At 32.1% G+C, this 19,379-nt stretch carries 17 protein-coding genes; 10 read left to right on the top strand and 7 right to left on the bottom strand.

Annotated elements, in window-relative coordinates; genetic code table 11:
* Positions 1-266 precede the first annotated feature (266 nt).
* Both aroC and Q0829_RS02220 read right to left on the bottom strand, forming a co-directional pair.
* The gene (gene aroC / locus Q0829_RS02225; RefSeq protein WP_298539401.1) at positions 267-1,331 is read right to left on the bottom strand and encodes a chorismate synthase; all 1,065 of its coding nucleotides are present in this window, start codon (positions 1,329-1,331) and stop codon (positions 267-269) included.
* Positions 1,332-1,513: 182 nt separating this feature from the next.
* Entirely contained in the window at positions 1,514-2,674 is a 1,161-nt protein-coding gene (locus Q0829_RS02220; RefSeq protein ID WP_298539399.1) for a histidinol-phosphate transaminase, read from the bottom strand.
* Between the two features lie 156 nt (positions 2,675-2,830).
* Between Q0829_RS02220 and Q0829_RS02215 the strand changes: the two genes are divergently transcribed.
* From Q0829_RS02215 to Q0829_RS02175, 9 genes are all read left to right on the top strand, one after another.
* A complete protein-coding gene (locus tag Q0829_RS02215; protein WP_298539397.1) occupies positions 2,831-5,131 on the top strand; it encodes a type IA DNA topoisomerase in 2,301 nt (766 codons plus the stop codon).
* 168 nt (positions 5,132-5,299) lie between these two features.
* Positions 5,300-6,196 (top strand): hypothetical protein, encoded by an 897-nt coding sequence (locus tag Q0829_RS02210; RefSeq protein ID WP_298539395.1) that lies wholly within the window; start codon positions 5,300-5,302, stop codon positions 6,194-6,196.
* Between the two features lie 169 nt (positions 6,197-6,365).
* Positions 6,366-6,932: a Crp/Fnr family transcriptional regulator gene (locus tag Q0829_RS02205; protein WP_298539393.1), complete on the top strand. Its 567-nt coding sequence runs from the start codon at positions 6,366-6,368 to the stop codon at positions 6,930-6,932.
* Positions 6,933-7,071: 139 nt separating this feature from the next.
* Complete coding sequence (locus Q0829_RS02200) at positions 7,072-7,932, top strand: alpha/beta hydrolase (protein ID WP_298539391.1); 861 nt, start codon at positions 7,072-7,074, stop codon at positions 7,930-7,932.
* A gap of 4 nt (positions 7,933-7,936) precedes the next feature.
* Positions 7,937-8,170 (top strand): hypothetical protein, encoded by a 234-nt coding sequence (locus Q0829_RS02195; protein ID WP_298539389.1) that lies wholly within the window; start codon positions 7,937-7,939, stop codon positions 8,168-8,170.
* Positions 8,171-8,234: 64 nt separating this feature from the next.
* On the top strand, positions 8,235-8,753 hold the full coding sequence (locus tag Q0829_RS02190; protein ID WP_298539387.1) for a hypothetical protein: 519 nt from the start codon (positions 8,235-8,237) through the stop codon (positions 8,751-8,753).
* Between the two features lie 47 nt (positions 8,754-8,800).
* Positions 8,801-9,574, top strand: coding sequence for a hypothetical protein (locus Q0829_RS02185; protein WP_298539385.1), 774 nt, complete (start codon positions 8,801-8,803; stop codon positions 9,572-9,574).
* A 156-nt stretch (positions 9,575-9,730) separates the two neighbouring features.
* Entirely contained in the window at positions 9,731-10,405 is a 675-nt protein-coding gene (locus Q0829_RS02180; RefSeq protein WP_298539383.1) for a class I SAM-dependent methyltransferase, read from the top strand.
* Complete coding sequence (locus Q0829_RS02175) at positions 10,402-11,100, top strand: VanW family protein (RefSeq protein ID WP_298539381.1); 699 nt, start codon at positions 10,402-10,404, stop codon at positions 11,098-11,100. Before Q0829_RS02180 ends, Q0829_RS02175 begins: the two co-directional genes overlap by 4 nt.
* Here Q0829_RS02175 and Q0829_RS02170 read toward each other — a convergent pair.
* The 5 genes from Q0829_RS02170 to bglX all read right to left on the bottom strand — a co-directional run bounded on the left by Q0829_RS02170 (position 11,095) and on the right by bglX (position 18,106).
* Positions 11,095-12,138, bottom strand: coding sequence for a helix-turn-helix transcriptional regulator (locus Q0829_RS02170; RefSeq protein WP_298541203.1), 1,044 nt, complete (start codon positions 12,136-12,138; stop codon positions 11,095-11,097). The two genes, Q0829_RS02175 and Q0829_RS02170, sit on opposite strands and share 6 nt — an antisense overlap.
* Before the next feature lie 122 nt (positions 12,139-12,260).
* Positions 12,261-12,398: a hypothetical protein gene (locus Q0829_RS02165; RefSeq protein WP_298539379.1), complete on the bottom strand. Its 138-nt coding sequence runs from the start codon at positions 12,396-12,398 to the stop codon at positions 12,261-12,263.
* 140 nt (positions 12,399-12,538) lie between these two features.
* Positions 12,539-13,882 (bottom strand): gluconate:H+ symporter, encoded by a 1,344-nt coding sequence (locus Q0829_RS02160; protein ID WP_298539377.1) that lies wholly within the window; start codon positions 13,880-13,882, stop codon positions 12,539-12,541.
* A gap of 3 nt (positions 13,883-13,885) precedes the next feature.
* On the bottom strand, positions 13,886-15,802 hold the full coding sequence (gene gndA / locus Q0829_RS02155; RefSeq protein WP_298539375.1) for an NADP-dependent phosphogluconate dehydrogenase: 1,917 nt from the start codon (positions 15,800-15,802) through the stop codon (positions 13,886-13,888).
* A 15-nt stretch (positions 15,803-15,817) separates the two neighbouring features.
* Entirely contained in the window at positions 15,818-18,106 is a 2,289-nt protein-coding gene (bglX, locus tag Q0829_RS02150) for a beta-glucosidase BglX (protein ID WP_298539374.1), read from the bottom strand.
* Between the two features lie 303 nt (positions 18,107-18,409).
* On the opposite strand from bglX, the gene Q0829_RS02145 reads away from it, so the two are divergent.
* The gene (locus tag Q0829_RS02145; protein WP_298539372.1) at positions 18,410-19,249 is read left to right on the top strand and encodes a UDP-2,3-diacylglucosamine diphosphatase; all 840 of its coding nucleotides are present in this window, start codon (positions 18,410-18,412) and stop codon (positions 19,247-19,249) included.
* Positions 19,250-19,379: the final 130 nt, after the last annotated feature.

Genomic DNA, 19,379 nt, shown 5'->3' with positions numbered 1-19,379 from the left:
AGTGATTTTTTGTAATGAAATGAAGAAAAATAGCCTGCTCGTCCGCCTGAGGCGGAGTATCTAAAATAGCTTTTTGGATTCAAAATCCTAAATACATTACTAGTGGATCTATTATATATAATCTATCCTATAACCTGAGTTTATGAGTGTATATCATAACCATTGGCGTGTATAGGGAACTATTCATAAAAAAGAATACATTTTTTAGAAACTCTAGAATCACTCAAATACTCAGATACTCACAAACTGGAGGCTCACAAACTATGCTACTTCTTAATCGTACGATTCATTAACCAATAATCCACTAAAACCAATGCTGCCATAGCTTCTACAATAGGAACGGCTCTTGGCACTACACAAGGATCATGTCTTCCTTTACCTTGCATATTTACTATATTACCTTCTTTATCAATCGTTTCTTGATCTTGCATAATGGTAGCCACAGGCTTAAAAGCAACATTAAAGTAAATATCCATCCCGTTAGAAATTCCTCCTTGTATTCCTCCAGAAAGATTTGTTTTAGTTGTACCATCTGCATTAAACAAATCATTATGCTGACTACCTTTTAGAGCAGCTCCAGCAAAACCACTTCCGTATTCGAAACCTTTGACCGCATTAATAGAGAGCATTGCTTTTCCTAATTCAGCGTGTAATTTATCAAAAACAGGTTCTCCTAATCCAACTGGAACTCCAGAAATCGCGCAACTCACTACTCCACCAACGGTATCGCCCTCTTTTCGAATCTGTTTGATGTATTGTTCCATCTCTGCAGCTTTCTCTGTATCTGGACAACGAACGATATTACTTTCTGTCAATGAAAAATCAAGTTCTGTATGTGGTTTATCCAATTTAATAGCTCCTACACCACTCACATACGCATTAAATGATAATTCAGAGAGCACTTGTTTTGCAATAGCGCCAGCTACTACTCTACTCGCTGTTTCCCTAGCGGATGAGCGTCCACCACCACGATAATCTCTAACACCATACTTTTGGTCATAGGTATAATCTGCATGTGATGGTCGATATGAATCTTTTATGTGAGAATAATCTTTTGATTTCTGATTGGCATTTTTAATGACAAAACCAATAGGAGTTCCTGTCGTTATTCCTTCAAAAACACCTGAATAGAACTCTACAGTATCTGGTTCTTTGCGTTGTGTAACAATAGCTGATTGTCCTGGTTTACGACGATCTAATTCAGCTTGTATCGCCTCAAGATCTAATTGTACTCCGGATGGGCATCCATCAATGATTCCACCAATTGCTACTCCATGTGATTCTCCAAAAGTGGTCACCTTAAATAGGTTTCCAAATGTATTTCCTGCCATTAAAAAACAATTTTCAACAAATGTACTTGTTAATCTTTAAAAACGTGCTAGTAATTTGACAGAAAAACCATCGTTTATTTCTTAAAAATTGCAACTCTTTCAGATTTCAAACTCTTTTTTTACACTATGATTATTTTGAGCTCATTTAACCTCCATGATATGTTATAAAATCTAGTATAGGTTTACACTTTTAACCAATTCATTGCATCTACCGCTTTTAAGAAAATTTTCATTTCTTCCAATCTACCAATACTAATCCTTACCCAAGTTGGGTAATGTTTTCCTCCTCCAGGAACAATAGCAAATCCAAGTGGTTTCAATTCTAATCTAAAACGTTTTGAATTTTTTACATCCATTAGTATAAAATTAGTATTACTATTTACATATTTTATACCAAGAGTATCTAATTTTTTTTCTACGTAAGTTCTTACTTCTTTATTTTTCTTTCGATATGCTTCTACATAACTTGTATCTTCTAGAGCCGTAATAGCCGCTACTATTCCTGGATTGGAAATAAGCCCACTAAAATTATAGTGCTGATGATTCAATAGTGCGATAGTTTCTGCTGATCCCATCGCGTATCCCACACGTAACCCTGCTAAACCATATGCTTTAGAAAAAGTTCTTATGATTAAAACATTATACTTATCTCTTAATAGTTGTATAGTGTTTGGTGCATCAGATGGATTCATTAATTCTATATACGCCTCGTCGATGGCTACTGTGCAAGTAGAAGAAGTAACTTCTTTACAAAAAGATTCTAATTCGGATGCAGACAATGCTTTTCCTGTAGGATTATTAGGATTACATATATATACCAGCTTTGTATCTCTAGTCACTGCTTTTTTAGTAGCTTCTAAATCAATATTCATTTCTTGGTTAAGTACTATCCTTTTTACTTTATGATCAAATATTCTATCTGCAAAAGCTGCTGTAACGTTAAATGTTGTTGCTGGAACAATAATACTATTTTGTTCTTTACCAAAGCTTCTGGTAAGCATACACAATATCTCAAATGATCCATGTCCTAATATTACTTGATCTTCTTTAATATTGTTATGCTCTGCAATCATCTTTTTCAGATTATTAGTGTCGTACCTATGAAAGGAGGCATATCTATTGACTCGATTGGTCTGCTGAGTAATAGCATCTAATACTTTTGGAGAAGGTCCGTAAGGATTTTCATTAGAGAATAACCTAAGATTTTCATTATCTAAAGAAAGTTCTAAAACATCATTCTTAAACAAAGAAGCTCCATATGCTATTGGTGTTACCGCACTTGCTACAGCAACAGTGCTTCCTAATTGTAAAAATTTTCTTCTATTAAATCCTGATGTATTCATATCTATTAAGTTTTACACAAAATTGACTGATATATAACAAGTTTCCTATCAAGATCGTGATCTTGGCAAACTAAAACGTGATATACTCTATAATCATTACTATCGTTTTTATTTTAAATTCCTTAATTTTCGACTCGATAATAAATAGGATTATTGATGAAGGTTTGTATAGCCGAAAAACCAAGTGTCGCACGAGAAATTGCTACCGTTCTGGGAGCGAACACAAAGCGTGATGGCTATTATGAAGGCAATGGATATGCTGTTACCTATACTTTTGGACACCTCTGTACTTTATTTGAACCAAATGATTACAAACCATATTGGAAAAGTTGGGATCTGAATAATCTACCTATGCTTCCTGAAAAATTTAAAACCAAGGTGGTGGATAATCAAGGGATCCAAAAACAGTTCAATATTGTAAAATCCTTATTTGACAAAGCTAGTTTGATCATCAATTGCGGGGATGCAGGACAAGAAGGAGAATTGATACAACGTTGGGTGATTCATCAGGCGGGATATACCGGTGAAATACAACGTTTATGGATTTCTTCATTAACTACTGAAGCTATAAAGGAAGGGTTTAACAATCTAAAACCATCTGCACAATATGATAATTTATATTATGCAGGCTTCTCTCGAGCAATTGGCGATTGGTTATTAGGTATGAATGCCACGAGATTATATACGGTGAAACACGGTGGGTATAAACAAGTATTATCCATAGGAAGAGTGCAAACTCCTAGTTTAGCCATGGTTGTTAATAGGTATAAGGAAATCCTAAACTTTATACCACAACCCTACTGGGAACTGCAAACATTATATAGAGATACATTATTTAGTTATGAAGAAGGACGTTTCTTAAAAAAAGAAGATGGAGAATTACTCGCTAATAAAGTAAAAGAAAGTGATTTTGAAATCGTTTCCATCACTAAAAAAGATGGAAAAGAATATGCTCCTAAATTATTCGATCTTACGGGATTGCAGGTATATTGTAATACAAAGTTCGGGTTTTCTGCAGATGAAACCTTAAAAATTGTTCAGAAGTTATATGAACAAAAGGTAGTTACCTATCCTAGAGTGGATACGACTTTTTTACCTAATGATGTATACCCTAAAGTTCCAGGAATTCTGGAAAAACTAACAGATTATAGTACATTAACAAAACCATTATTAGGTAAAAAAATTAAAAAATCTGCTAAAGTTTTTAACGACAAAAAAGTCACAGATCACCATGCTATTATTCCTACTGGAGAACAAATGAATCTGCAATATAATCAAAAACAGGTATATGATATTATTACAAAACGTTTTATAGCAGTCTTCTATGATGATTGTAAGGTTGCTAATACCACTGTAATTGGAAAAGCCGATACAGTTTCATTTAAAACTACAGGTAAGGTAATTCTAAAAAAAGGATGGCGTGTTGTTTTTGAGAATCCTAATGCGCCTAATAAAAAAGAAACCGGAATTCTTCCTGCCTTTGAAAAAGGGGAAAAAGGACCTCACGAGCCTTCTTTTTTAGAAAAGGAAACCAAACCACCTAAACAATTTACAGAAGCTACTTTACTAAGAGCTATGGAAACTGCAGGGAAACAAGTCGATGATGATGAGATGCGAGAACTGATGAAGGAAAATGGTATTGGAAGACCTTCTACCAGAGCGAATATCATAGAAACGCTTTTTAAACGTAAATATATAGAGCGTAATAAAAAACAAATCCTACCAACCAGTACAGGCATCCAATTAATTGATACGATTCAAAACAAGTTGCTTACCTCTGCTGAGTTAACCGGAAGATGGGAAAAGCAACTTAAAGAAATTGAGAAAGGTACATTTAATGCTGGCGCATTTATAAAGAATATGAAACAGATGGTAGATCATTTAGTTTATGAAGTGAGAACCGAAAAAATAAGAGCCAACATATCCCATACTACTGCTCAAAAACAAAAAAAAGTAACTAAAAAGGTTTCAGGAATCACTACAGAATCTTGTCCTAAATGTAACAAAGGAAAGAATCTAAAAGGAAAGTCCGCTTATGGTTGTAGTGCATTTAAGGAAGGATGTGATTTGCAGTTGCCATTTAGTTATCTAGGTAAAAAAATATCCGAAAAACAATACATCCGATTACTTAAAAAAGGCTGTACCGTTAATCTAAAAGGTTTCAAAACGGATGCTGGTTCTGCGGAAGGATTATTGCGTTTTGATACTAATTTTAAAATACTCTTAGAACCAAAGAAAGCTTCTCCCACTCCAACATCGAATACAACAACTGATCAAATGCCTTGTCCTAAATGTACTAAAGGACATATCCTGAAAGGTAAAACCGCTTATGGATGCAGTGAATTTAAAAACGGTTGTGATTTTAGATGTTCTTTTGAAACGGTAAGAACTAAAGCCACAGGAAAACCTATGTCCAAGGAATTAGTATATAACATTTTGAAAGATAGTCTGAATTAAAAAAACGTGATACCATACTTTTATTGTAAAAACACTTTATATGATTCTTCTTTTATTAAAGAATTATATGTTTCTTTAATAAAAAATAATTGTTACTGTATACCTAAGCAACAATTATACAATTAACACGAAGGAAAATCAATTTACACCTTTACAATTGCGGAATACATGATAAAGAAATTTTCAGTTATTATCTTAATTATAATTTTTCAAACAGGTTTTGCACAGAATGAAAGTATGTTCGAAAGACTCCGAGCAATACGAAATAGTGGAACAACATTTTATAATGTTGATGGAATTGATTTTACCAGCCAAAATATTTCTTCAGAATTCAACGATAAAAATCTCAAAAAGGCTTATCGAAAAAACAAGATAAAAAAGAAAGATGTTAAGATTGCTGACAAACAATTAAAATTTGAAAATTATAAAGTAGTCAAACGGGAAGAGTTTGAGAATGCCTTAGTTTCAATAAGTGTGAACTACTTCGTCAAAAATAATGATAATCGGATTTCAATTTTTTGGTTTGGTTATTATGATAACGACAATCCGGAGTTTGAGAGGAAGATGATTGAACTGATAATTAATAATAAAATTCCAAAAACTTGTTTTAGTTCGATTAAAACAGATAATATTAATTTCGCTGGCCGAGAAATTAAGTTAGGAGGTAATTGTAATTGGATGAATATAAATAATATTCAATGTCCGTATTATGGGCAAATGAATTGGTCTATGCATAAAACCAAGGAAAGTGCCGATTTATCAATCAAAAACGCACTGAAGGCAACTAAAACCAAAAATGGTGGAAAAGTAATCTCTGAAGAAGAAGTGGATATTATTTTTGAAGAGGTTACAACTAAAGCAAAAAAAGTATATTACGATTTTACAGGAGTTACTTCTCTTTTTGCATCAATGTCAGGCGGAAAAAATTTAACCATTTATTACGTTTCAGAAAAGGTACGAGATAATTATGTAAGTTGTGTTTTAAGTTTTTGGAATAACGATTCTATTAATCCAAGTGGATTACCTCCATTATTGGAAGAAGTAATGAGTATTGTAGAAAAATAATTATTAGTAACACCATATATAAAAAAACCCTACCAGTTATTGCTGACAAAAATTCTGGGTAATTCAGGGAAGTCGATATATCGAAAATAATCGCTTGTTTTCTGCCCTACTTACCATATATTTAAAACTTTGAATATAATAACTGATTCCAAGCTTATTGATTTAAGAAATGGTAAAAACATTAGAATCCATACAAAATATTTATAAGCTAAGCGATGTAGCAATTGAATCTCTAAAAAGTGAAGTGAAACTAAAATCTTTAAAAAAAGGTAGTCTCTTATTTTCACCTCAAAGCAGACATTTGTATATCAGTTTTATTGAAAAAGGCTTAATCCGTGCTTATGCTTTTAATGAGGGTAAAGAAATTACTTTTTGGTTTGGGTTAGAAGGAGATATCGTTTTTCCATATCGTACCTACCTAAAACATGAAATAAGCTACGAAACTGCAGAACTTTTAGAGGATTGTATCTTATATCAAATACCGCTACTTCGATTTCAAGAACTCTTTCTTCAAAATATTGAATGGGCCACTTGGGGCAGGAAATTTGCTGAAAACCAAATGGTCGATCTGGAGCAAAAATTTATTGCTTATCAGTTTAAATCTGCAAGTCAACGACATGAAGAACTACTTATTTCAAAACCTGAACTTTTTAATCGTATCCAATTACAGTATTTAGCATCCTACCTTGGAATGAGTCAAGTATCCTTAAGCCGTATACGTGCAGGAATTCAGTAATCATCTTTTTTAACATAGGTAAAAAATAATCTGATAACCGCTCTTTAACTTTGTTCTCATAATAAACCTAATTATTAAACTAATGTTGATCATAGCCACTTTATCTATAGGTTCTATGCATCACTAAAAGCAAAATAGCATGGTACCAAAAGAAATAACTGTCAATGAATTTAAAAAAGGACAAAAACATGTAAAACTAGATGGAATTGCACATATTCCGGTAGATATAGCATACACTGATAAGGGAGAAGGAATACCTTTAATATTATTACACGGTATTCCTACTTGGTCTTATTTATATCACAATGTCATAGATGAACTTGCTCAAAAATATCGAGTAATTGCTCCTGACTTTTTAGGTCATGGATATTCAGATCATAATGATATGTTTGATCGATCCATAGAAGTACAAGCAAAAGTTGTTTTACGATTGATGGAATACTTAAACCTAGAAAAAGCACATATTATAGGCCATGACACAGGTGGAGGAGTATCTTTAATCCTAGCAATCAATCACCCACATAAAATTGATAAGTTAGTATTATCTAACATTGTTGCCTATGATTCCTGGCCAATAGATGACATGTTATCATTAGGAAATCCTGAGTGGGTATCAAAACCAATTAATGAAATTGCAGATTTTTTAAAGGAAGGCTATATAATGGGGTTAAGCAATCCTGAAACACTCACATCAACTTTTATTGAGGGCATAACAGAACCATATCTTACTAATGAAGGTAAAATTAGTCTTATTAGAAATGCGTCTTCCTTAAATACCAATCACACAACAAGTCTGGTATCAAGACACAAAAACATTAAAGCACAAACGCTCTTGCTTTGGGGAGTGGATGATCCATGGCAAACAATAAAAGACGGTGAACGTCTTGCTGCCGAAATCCCTAATGCTAATTTGGTTAAACTAGAAAATGCTTCGCATTGGGTACAACAGGATACACCCGATAGATACATAATGAATTTACTAAAATTTCTAGAAAAATAGTAACATGGAATTTCATACTATAATTGGCTCTTTAGGAGTCTCATTACTCTTAATAGCTTATCTCCTTTTGCAATTAAGGAAAATAGAGAACACTGATCTATTATATGCTGTTTTTAACTTTTCAGGTGCAGCCATGGCTATGTGGTCTTCTTATCTTATTGGTTTTTTACCTTTTATGATATTAGAAGGAATATGGACATTAGTATCGTTTAGAATGATTTTGAAATATAAAAAATAAATATATTGCAATTAAACAGGTATCTTTTACTTCAAAAAAACTGATTCTTATTTATTATAAAAATATGTCTAATAAATTATTATCAATATTCTCGGTTATCTTTTTTCTAATCGTGACTAGTTGTAAAGAAAATGAGACAACAAAAACGGATGATGTGGCACATCCGGAAATCGATATTGAAAACGAAAAAAAAGCTATTTTAGAAACTCTTAATAACGAGACAAAAGCTGCTTTTCAAAGAAATTACAAGGAATGGAAAGATAAATGGGTACACGACCCTAATATCACGAAAACCTATATTGACTTTGTGGATAATACTTTTTCTGAGTCTGTAGGTTGGAATGAAATAAGTCAATTTGTAAAAACGTTTATTGAAGAACATCCAGAACCTGAACCTTTACCCAAATTGTTGGACAAAATTGATGTAAGACTTTATGGAAAAGGAGCTTGGGTGACTTATGAACAACAGGACTCGCTACGTGGACTGAAACGGGAAACAAGACTTATGGAAAAAGTAGATGGAAAATGGAAAATTGCTGGAATGCAAACTACTATTTATGGATTCAAGACAGATAAAAAATAATAAAACTCGAGTTTAATCAAAAGAGCAACAATAACTACAGATAAAAAATGAGTAAACTTATTTTGGTAATATTCATACTGATGCACTTTGGATGTATTGGTCAGAATGGTAAAGGAGCTTCGAATATGCCTGAAAATAGTACAACACAAGTTATTGATGTAACAAAAAAGAACTTTATCCAAACTCTTAAAGAATTAAAATCGGAAAATGATTCGCTTAAAAGTTATGAATTAGTAAAAAGTCAAATTAAAAATGAAAAGCTCAAACTAAAAAACAAAGAAATATCAATTGACTCGCTATCTAACGTTTTTAAGCACTCTTTGATCAATAGAATAATTCCTTTTTGGGAAGGAACTGAATGGTCGTTTGAAGGGCATACCTCAATCCCAAGGAAAGGAAAAATCGCTTGTGGATACTTTGTCTCAACGACCCTAAAACATACAGGATTAAACTTAAACCGATATAAATTAGCTCAACAATCTCCAGTAAACGAAGCAAAAAGTTTAGCGCTAAATACTAAAGTAATTGAAATTGCTGAAAGTTCTATAGAAGAAAATATCTTGATGATTCATAAAAGCTTAAAAAACGGAATCCATTTTATTGGATTTGATGCTAGCCACGTTGGATATATTCTTAAAGAAAATGAAGAACTGTATTTAATTCATTCAAACTATATGGATTATAAAGGAGTGGAAATCGAAAAAATTGAAGACTCTCCTGTTTTTGCTTCCTACAATATGTTTTATCTTGCAGAAATTAGTACAAACGAACAACTTTTAAAAAGTTGGATTACTGGAAAGGAAATTCCAATAGTGTATTGAAAAAAGACACTGATTAACAAAACCTAAGTTAATAACAGGTAGCGAATTAAATTTTCTCTCAAAAATTAAATCTTATTAGTTATCTTTCGATTGCTGCGGAAAATAACTTTAGTAACTATCTCGTTAATATTCATTTACAAATTAGCATAACAAAAAGTGAAAGCGGAAATCAATCAATACTATAATGAAATAGCTGAAAATTATGATTCCAGTAGATTTTCTAACTCATATGGAAAATATATAAACAATCAGGAAAACAGAATCCTTAAAAAATATTTAGATCAAGAGGATGTTAGCTTAAATTTAGATGTAGCTTGTGGTACAGGTCGTTTTCTAAAATATGCTGATCATGGAGTCGATATAAGTTCAGAAATGATTAGAATATCTAAAAGTAAATTCCCTTCTAAAGACATTGTGATAGGAGATGCAGAAGAGCTTCCATATAAAAATGAACACTTCGAAAACGTAATTTCTTTTCATTTATTTATGCATTTAAATCTGACTGTAACTGAAAAAATACTTTCTGAAGTTGGTCGTGTCACAAAAAAAGAAGGCCTATTTATTTTTGATATTCCCTCTTTAAAAAGAAGAAAAATATCCGGGTATCAAAGCAAATCTTGGCATGGTGGAAATCAAATAGAAGTCGAGAAACTAAAGAAAATTACTAGTAAAGACTGGAATATGGAATGTTTTTATGGAATTGCTTTTTTTCCTATCCATAGAATTCCTAAAAAAATCAGAAAGTTCTTTATTTTGATTGACAACTTTTTATGCGAATCTTTTTTAAAGGAATATAGCTCTCATTTAATCTTTGTACTTAGGAAAAAATGATAAGAAAAATTATTCCGGCGCAGATTAAAATTAAAATTCACGTAGTAATAAACTTTATTCGTGATATTTTTAATGGTTACTGGTTTTTATATGCTAAGAAGCAACAAATGAACGTTGATTTTCAATTCTCTAATAAGATATCTCAAGAGTTAAAGCCTAATGAAGCGAAAAAACAAAACTTATTAATCGCTATAAAATCTATAGAGTCTTTTATTATTAATCCAGGTGAAATATTCTCATTTTGGAAAACTGTAGGAAATCCTACGTTAAAAAAAGGATATATGGAAAGTCGCTCTTTGGTTAACGGAAAAATAGAACCTTCGATCGGAGGAGGACTCTGTCAACTAGCAGGTCTTATATATTATAGTAGTCTATATGCTAATCTTGAAATTATAGAAAGACATAATCACTCTAAAGACATATATACGGATGAAACAAGATTTACACCATTAGGTTCTGATGCCACTGTTGCATACGGATATAAAGACTTGAAAATTAAAAACAGCTTACAAACTCCGATTAAATTCACATTTACACTAACAGAAAAGTCACTAACTATACACCTGAATTACAATGAAATAATTAAAAAAAATATCATTGAATTTCATAAAAAAGTTGTGAATACTAGTGAAGTAAAAGTAATTACTTTAGTTAATAAAAAACCCACAAACGAATCAATTTATAAAACCCTATAAAGAATCCAATTGCCCCTCTCTGAACTGTATTGCTGTGGTATTGGTTAACTTCTTAAAGGCTGTATTAAAAGAAGATATACTATTAAATCCACAATCATAAGCAATGCTAGATATTTTATAGTTTTGATATTCTGGAAGCTTCAATAATCGCTTTGCTTCTGCTATCCGATATCTGGCAATAAACTGCGAATAATTTTCTTTTTTATTTTGATTGATAACCTGAGATAGTTGTTTAGAAGTTATTCCTATTTTACTACTGAGTTTGGTTAAAGTAATTTTTGGATCCAGAAATAACTTTTCTTCTTCCATTAGATATGTTAGCTGGTCCAAATATACTTTTGCATTTTCATTATTTAATGAAGAATTTGCGTACTTCTTATTTTCTATCTTAAACAAAAAAGGATTCCTTAGTGCATAAATTAGTAAAACAAGAATTACCGCAGAGAATAAAAAAGCAGTACTTAAATACGGAACTACGCGTAAAAACACTCCAATCTGAATTAGTGACATTGCAATAGTCAGCGCCGTAAAAAACAACAACCAATGATACAGCTTATATGATTTATGATTGGAGTTGTTTTTATTCGTAAACAACCAGTACAACGTATATAATCCGTATAGCAAAATATGGAATAATAGTCCTAGAAATATGATTTTGGAAAATGTAGAATCATCATTGGGAATAATCCAACAAAATACTACAAACAAAAGCAACGGAACATATTGAATGAAAGTTAATCTTTTATTACTTATCTCTTTTGTTAAAAATAATCTCGTGGCATAAAACCACAACGAAGGCCCAATAGCTAATAACATACCCAGAAAAACATTTCGAATGATAGGGTCAATTGGAAAATAATTATAGAACAGAGATTTACCAATTCTAAGACTAAAAGCCAAGAGATATATCGCTAGAAATACATTGGCACTAGCTCGCTCTTTTTTTGTTATTATCAAGAATAATCCAAAGAATAATGCGATTATAAAACCAACACTACCTAGTAATAATTCGATATGTTTAAAAACTTCTGGATTCATCGTAAACAAAGAAAGTAATTTTTACTCTTTGTTTATACTAATGATTATATAAAGAATAACATAATTATATATTCAAAATAAACTTAAAAATTTAAATACTCTTCATTAAATAATCCAAATAATCATTCACATGGAACATAAGTAAGCGCCATTCTACACCATATAACAACGGATTTTTGTTGTGTACCTCCATTAAGTTTATACTTTTCATCTCTTTCTAATTCTTTATACAGTTTTTTAAGTTCATTTAATGTTTTCACAATATTCTTTTTAAATTATTAATAATCTTAAAACTATATCTTTTAGGTAGAAACATTCTCACCCGAAATGGGTGGTTAACTAGTTTTTAACAGCATCATTTATTCTCAGCTTTTTCTTTAGAAATAGTATCTTAGATATACTAAAAAATATACCATAATAGTAATGACATTAAAACCCCTGTAATTGCAATTAATGTAGTCATGACTGTCCACGAGCGGAAGGTTTGTTTCTCTGTCATTCCTAAATATTGGCCTACTAACCAAAATCCACTATCGTTTACATGAGATAATATCGTTGCTCCAGAAGCAATCGAGATTACAAAGAGAGCAATCTGCGAGGCACTAAAATCCCCTGCTAAAATAATTGGCGATGTAATTCCGGCGGCAGCAATCATAGCGGTTGTAGCTGATCCTTGTAAAACTCTAATCAAAGCAGCCACGATAAATGCAAAGAGTAATGGATGAATGTATGAACTCTGTAATGACGAAGCTAATAACTCTCCTGCTTTGGTATCTACTAATATTTGTTTAAAAGCTCCACCAGCACCGGTTAATAAAATAATGGCTCCCGCAGGTTTAAAAGATTTCATTGATATTTTTAACAGCTCATCTCTGGTAACACCTCTCTTAATTCCAAGAAAATACCAAGCTATTAAATTCGCAATAATCAAAGCAGTAAAAGGATGCCCAAAAAGTGTAATTATATATACCAACGATTTTGGTAATACATCTTCTGCAAACCAATTGCCTAACAAAACTGTTTTTAAAACTATTAATAAAATAGGTAATGCTATAATTGCTATAATACCAATGGGATTAGGAGTTGCTTCAATTGTTTTAACAGAGTCATTCGTTTCTGGAATCTTGATGTTTATTTTTTTAGCAAGGTATTTTGCTAAAATAGGTCCGCTAATAATCGCGGCAGGAATACCAGTTAAAAATCCAAATACAATTACCCATCCGAGATTAGCTCCTAAAATATCAGCTACTGCTACGGGACCTGGTGTGGGTGGAATGAAACTGTGCGTAATTGCTAATCCAGCTAATAAAGGAATTGCATAAAGCAACAAAGATTTTTTTGTTTTTCTGGCAATTGCATATACTATTGGTACTAAGATTATAAAAGCCACATCAAAAAATACAGGTATTGCGATTATAAATCCCGTAATCATTAATGCCCAGGATGCATTTTTTTCTCCAGCTAGTTTTAATATATAATTAGCTAATCCTTGCGCTCCCCCAGAATTTTCTAACAAACCACCAAATAATGCTCCTAAACCTACAACCGTAGCAACAAAACCGAGGGTTCCTCCCATTCCATTCTTGATGCTATTAAGAATGTCATCTGCTGGCAATCCGGCAACAATCCCAACTAATATGCAAACAATAAGTAATGCTATAAATGCTTGCATTCTTAATTTCAGGATCATAAAAAGTAATGCAATGATACCTACTCCAACAGCAATTAATAATTGATAATCCATAAATTAGTGTTTCCAGTTTGTATGAAAATATTCATCTAGTGATGAATCTACTCTTTGATAGGTATGCGCTCCAAAATAATCTCGTTGTGCTTGTATCATATTTGCAGAGGTTTGAGCAGATGTATATGCTAAAAAGTAGTTAGTAGCTGCGGAAAGAACTGGTAATGAAAATCCAGCTTTTAATCCAACAGAAACTATTTCTGAAAGTGAACTTACACAAGGTTTCATAATAGTAACTATATCAGAAAATAGTAACAAAGAAGTATCATTATTACTTAAAAATAACTCCCAAATTTGTTCCATTAAATCACCACGTATGATACAACCGTTGGTCCATATTCTAGCTATTTCGGATAGGTTTAGTTTCCACTTATATTCATTAGATGCTTCTTTTAGTAATTCAAAACCAATATGATGGTTAATAATACTAGCGGCTCGAAAAGCTTTTTCTAAATTCTCTATAAATACTGTATCATCTGAAGAAATACTAGATGTTTTTAGTTGATATATCTCTGAAGCTTCTACACGTTTGGATTTTATTCCAGAAATATTACGAGCCATTACAGATTCTGAAATCGTAGATAACGGCATTCCGACTTCTAAGGCAGCATTGGTAGACCAACCTCCTGTCCCCTTCTGTCCTGCTTTATCCAGTATCTTATCAATTAGAAAATCGTCTCCTTCCTTTTTAAGAAGAATATCTGTTGTAATCTCGAGCAGATAACTATCTAATCCATTATTCCTCCAAATATTAAAAATAGCTGCTATTTGGTCTGGTGTTTTCTTTCCATAAAAGCGTAAGATGTGATAGGTCTCTGCCAATAATTGCATTTCTGCATATTCGATTCCGTTATGAACCATTTTTACATAATGCCCCGATCCTTCAGGCCCAATATAAGTACAGCATGGATTATTTGCCTTATCTCTTGCTGCTATTGCTTCTAAAAAATCTCCTGATCTATCATAGGCCTCTTTTGATCCACCAGGCATAATAGACGGTCCTTTCAGAGCGCCTTCTTCTCCTCCTGAAATCCCTACTCCTAAAAAATGAAACCCTTTATCAGCCAATCTATTACTTCTTTCGAATGTTGATTTATAATGAGAGTTTCCTCCATCAACAATACAATCATCTTCTGATAAAAATGGTATCAATGCATCAATCACAAAGTCTACCGGTTTCCCTGCATTAACCATAAGTATAATGGTACGAGGTCGCTCTATAGAATCTACAAATGATTTTAAGTCATCAAATCCTAATACATTATGACTATCGGGCTGCTGCTTCACAAAGTTTTTTGCAATATCGACTTCATAACCATCCACTTGTCTGTTGTAGACAGAAAGTGTAAAGTTTTTAGATAAAAGGTTTTTAGCCAAGCTTTTGCCCATAACGCCTAACCCTACAAGTCCTAACTGTGATTTTTTCGTATTCAATTTAGATGTAATTTCGTTCACAATTTCATCGCTACTTTTATCTATATTTATAATAATACCTTCCTCTGATTTTTCTAAAGTTTCAAATTGAGAAAGCAGCATTTCCTTTTTGAAGAAGTGATTCTTTCTTTTTTCCATACGATTGGCTATCAAATCAAAACTTCCATCTAGAAGTATCCATTTTATATATTCTTTATCAATAGATTTAAGCGTTTCTCTATACTTTTGTTTTAAAGCAGAACAAGCTAATACTGCTCCTCTTTTAGTATTCCAGTCATTAATTTCATTCGCTAATTTTTGTAACCAAGGTTCTCTATCAGAATCATTCAATGGAAATCCATCAGACATTTTTTTGATATTACTTTCTGGATGAAAATCATCTGCATCAAAAAATGGAATATTGAAATCTTTAGCTAACTTTTTTCCTATAGTGGTTTTCCCACTTCCAGAAACTCCAAATAGTATATATATAACACCTTTGCCCACGATATCATTCTTATTTTATTCTAATGTAAATTCTAATTCATTCGTTTCATCCATCGAATGTTTACCTATCCATAGCTTAAAATCACCTGGTTCTGTCACCCATACCTTATCAGGTCCGTAAAAAGCTAAATCATCTGTAGAAAAACTAAATACAACTTCTTTTGAAGCACCCGGTTCTAAAGTTACTTTTTTAAATCGTAAAAGTTCTTTAACCGGTCTGGTCAGACTACCAACCATATCTCTAAAATATAACTGCACGGTTTCTTTAGCCTTTATTTTACCTGTATTGGTAATACTAACTTTTACAGTAATTGTATCTCCTATTTTAGGATTTACTGATGAAATGTTAACATCAGAATACTTAAAGCTACTATAACTTAATCCATATCCAAAAGGATATTGTGGTAAAAAACCAGCATCTAAATAATGTGATGTATTACCAAGTGAACTTTGCCAAGCTGCAATTGGTATCGAATCCATATGCACAAATTCTTCTGGAATCACTGGTCTACCCGTATTTTTATGATTGTAATGAATAGGTATTTGTCCTACTTCTTTCGGCCAAGTAATTGGTAATTTTCCTGATGGCGAAACTTCACCCGTTATAATACTTTTTAAGGCAGGTCCACCCATCGTTCCAGGATGCCAGGTCATTATAACGGCATCAACTTTATCAATTACATTTCCTAATGTAATTGGTCTTCCTGCCATAATCACTAAAACGATAGGTTTTCCTGTCTTATGTAATTCTGTAATTAATTTTTCTTGAGCTCCAGGAAGATCGATATTGGCTCTACTATGCGCTTCTCCAGATAGGATTGCTTCTTCTCCAGCAAAAAACAGGACCACATCAGAAGACTTTGCCGCATTAATTGCATTACCAAAACCTTCTGTTGATTTATCCCTGCTATAGGATAACCCTTGGCTATATTGAATCGTAAATTGACCATCTTCTTGGAATGATTTTAAAGGAGTAATTGTATGTTCCTTTTCACCGTCAAAAGTCCAAGTACCTAATTGTTCATGAGGAGCATTCGCTAATGGCCCTATAATTGCTAATCTCTTTTTAGAATTTATGGGTAATAGGTTATTAGTATTCTTTAATAACACCGTGCTTTCTGTAGCAGATTTTTGGGCAGAAGCTAAATGTTTTTTATTGTAAAGAACTGCATCATTTGGATCAAAATATGGGTCGTCAAATAGCACTAATCTAAATTTTACACGAAGGATATTCTTAACAATTTCATCCAATTGCTTTTCAGAAAACTTATCTTCTTCTATTAATTCTTTTAAATGATCTTGATATGACGTACTCGTCATTTCCATATCCAACATTGCATTTATTGATTTCTCTGCCGCTTCTTTCTGATCTTTTGCAAATCCATGATTTACCATTTCTATGATAGAATTCCAATCACTTACTACAAAACCATCAAATCCCCATTCATCTCTTAAAATATCTTTAAGAATATATTTATTAGCAGATGCAGGAATACCATTAAGATCATTAAAACTGGTCATAAATGTTGCAGAACCAGCATTTACCGCCGTTTTAAAAGGTTTTAGATAAGTGTTATGTAATAAATTCTCATTTATATTTGCTGTATTATAATCTCTTCCTCCTTCTGCTGCTCCATAACCTATAAAATGCTTTGCACAGGCCGCTATACTTGTTGGAGACGATAAATCTTCTCCTTGAAAACCTTGTATATATGCTTCTGCCATCACACTTGTTAAATAAGGATCTTCTCCAGCTGATTCTGCAATTCTACCCCATCTAGGATCTCTTGATATATCTAACATAGGAGCAAAAGTCCATCTGATTCCACTAGTACTTGCTTCTATTGCTGCGACTCTCGAACCTTCTTTTACTAAATATGGATTGAATGAAGCCGCCTGCCCTAGCGGAATGGGGAAAATTGTTTTGAATCCATGGATTACATCTCGTGCAAAAATTAATGGAATTCTACTAGGGCTTTCTTCTACTGCTATTCTCTGTAATTCTTTGGCATCATTCTTATTCATAATATTAAGAAAAGAACCTATTTGTCCCTTTCTCACGGCTTCTTTAAGATCTTTAGGTAATTCTTTTACTCTACTTGATTTACCTCTTTGAGCAGTCTGACCTATTTTCTCTTCTAAGGACATATTAGAAACTATACTATCAATTTTGTGTTCGATTGGATCTTTTGTTATATCCTTTTCTGAAGTATCCGTAGTTTTAGAATCACAGGATAATAAAACACTCAATAATACAAACAACAATAATTTTCTAGTATAACTTTTCATTTGTAAAAACGTCATAAAATAATTTTAGTTAGAGAAAGATATTTTTAACTTTTCAGTAATAACACTGTTAAGATTTATGAGACGAATTTAGATATACTTCAGGATAAGAAAAAAGCAAAACAAACCAATTCTTAAGTTGTTAAGAAAGTATATAGAACCTTTTTGCCTAAATGTAAACAACCTTTCATAGCGTTAACCGTACTGATTAACATTATAATAACATAAGAAACTTACCAGACACAAATCATAACAATCTTCTCATAATCAGTTAATTATTTATTAATCCACATGTAGTTAATTTGAAAATTATTATAATTTATGAAAAAACGTATTGTTGAAGTTGTCGTGATTTCTGATGTTCATCTAGGAACATTTGGGTGTCAGGCAAAAGAACTGTTAAATTACCTAAATAGCATAAAACCTAAAACGCTTATTCTGAATGGAGATATTATAGACATCTGGCAATTTAGGAAACATTATTTCCCGAAATCACATCTTAAAATCATTAAAAAGATTATCAATTTTGCATCAAAAGGAACTGAAGTCATATATATTACGGGAAATCATGATGAAATGCTTAGAAAGTTTAGTGACACCAAAATGGGTAATTTCCAACTTGTAGATAAAGTTGTTTTAGAATTAGGTAATAAAAAAGCTTGGATATTTCATGGAGACATTTTTGATGCTTCTATCCAAAATGCAAAATGGCTTGCTAAACTGGGCGGTTGGGGTTATGATCTCTTGATACTAATTAATCAACTTATGAATTGGTGTCTAGTAAAGTGTGGAAAAGAAAAGTTCTCTTTATCAAAAAAGATTAAAAATAGCGTCAAGAAAGCTGTAAAATATATTAACGATTTCGAACAAGTGGCAGCGGATTTAGCTATTGATAATGATTATCATTATGTAATTTGTGGGCATATTCATCAACCACAAATGATTAAGAAGTCTAATAAAAATGGATCTTGTATGTATCTAAACTCTGGTGATTGGATTGAAAACTTAACTTCTCTAGAATACAACAACAAAGAGTGGAAACTTATAACGTATCAAAATACAGAAACTGATACGTTGGTAGATGATGAAATAGAAGATCTAGATATTAATTTAGAAAATATTCAAGCGTCTTTTGCAATCAATACACTAATTAAAAAATAATAATCAATTTATTTCTAATTAAGGTATTACTAAGACTTCTTTGTAACTTCATACAATACGATCTATGCTTTTCCCTATCGATAATTAATCCCCAAAATATTTATTCTTAAATTTGAAAGTAGGACTATAT

Origin of the sequence: uncultured Aquimarina sp., from assembly GCF_947492405.1 — a bacterium.
Taxonomy (GTDB): domain Bacteria; phylum Bacteroidota; class Bacteroidia; order Flavobacteriales; family Flavobacteriaceae; genus Aquimarina.
This window is presented reverse-complemented; position numbering and strand designations above follow the sequence as displayed.